2 protein-coding genes are annotated in these 1,244 nt (G+C 50.6%); both read left to right on the forward strand.

What is annotated here, in order from left to right; translation table 11 throughout:
* Window positions 1-117 precede the first annotated feature (117 nt).
* A complete protein-coding gene (locus QA609_RS24625) occupies window positions 118-687 on the forward strand; it encodes a cupin domain-containing protein (protein ID WP_278305255.1) in 570 nt (189 codons plus the stop codon).
* Window positions 688-877: 190 nt separating this feature from the next.
* Complete coding sequence (locus tag QA609_RS24630; RefSeq protein ID WP_278305256.1) at window positions 878-1,210, forward strand: hypothetical protein; 333 nt, start codon at window positions 878-880, stop codon at window positions 1,208-1,210.
* Window positions 1,211-1,244 lie beyond the last annotated feature (34 nt).

Consider the following 1,244-nt stretch of genomic DNA (forward strand, 5'->3'; position numbering starts at 1 on the left):
AGGCGGAGTAGGTAACGGATCGGTGATCGGTCTCACCGATAGCTGTCAAGAGCAGCGTGCTGGGTGAAGAGAGTGTACTCCGACAACTATCATTGTGCCTCCAATGTAACTGTGCGTATGAAGAAGGCTGCTATCGACGACGTAGAGCCAGATAACTTGGGCACGAATAGTTCCTGTCGAAAACTATCCGATGTCGTGGAAACTTCTGAGTTGACACTCAATCACTATAGTCTCGCCCCCGGAGAGGGTTTCCCCGGCGGTCTGCATACCCACATGGATCAAGAGGAAGTGTTCGCTATTCTTGAGGGCGAAGCCACCTTCGAGACGATGGACGGCGAGGTTACTGTTAGGAAAGGAGAAGTAATTCGGTTTTCTCCCGGTGAGTTTCAGTCTGGTAAAAACGAGTCCGACGAGGAATTGGTGGCTCTAGCCTTAGGTGCGCCTCGTGAGACTTCAGATATACGGATTCCCGTTAACTGCCCAGAGTGTGACCACGACGATCTACGCGTGAACACTGATGCTGCTGGTATTTTATTCGTTTGCCCTTCGTGTGAGAGAGAGCATGTCCCGCGAGACTGTCCTCACTGTAGTCACGCCGACTTGTCCGTCACTCGGAAAGGCGGGCGCACGGTAACTGTATGTGAAAAGTGTGAATCAGTATTTGAGAACCCACCTCTTGAAGATTAGACACCTACGCGGTTAGCACCCCCGTTCTCAGGACGATTGTCTGACCGATACACCCTGTCTTCGGTACGGTTCAACAATCTCTCCTTTCATCCGACAGAAATAGACACCAGGCTCAGAGGTAACAAGACGAACAGAGGGCCAAAGAGACAATCATCCTACATTTAATATAGCAGCATCAATAAAGGATGGTATGGGTTGGCACAAGTTCACGGCACTGACGACCGAAAATACATCTCTGTCGTTTGATGAGGTCGATCAAAGGCAGTTCTTTGGGGTCGTTGCTATTGTCCTCGGTGCCTGTCAAGTTGCGCTGACTTTCACTCTAAACGGGTCTCAGTTGCTAATCGTGGGGAGTGGAGGGTGGTTACTTATTGGAATCGGCTCGAGTCTAATCCGCGGAAGAAGAGCGTCCGAAAGCGAGTGGAACGAAGATGGAAAGCTAGGGCGCGTGGCGATAGTGGTGTTAACAGGACTGTCGATATGGGTTGCTGCTAGGACAGCCCATTTGCTCGTTTTGGGATAGGATTCCAAAATATTCTACTGGTCGTTCCATTCGC

Origin of the sequence: Natronococcus sp. A-GB7, from assembly GCF_029688865.1 — an archaeon.
Taxonomy (GTDB): domain Archaea; phylum Halobacteriota; class Halobacteria; order Halobacteriales; family Natrialbaceae; genus Natronococcus.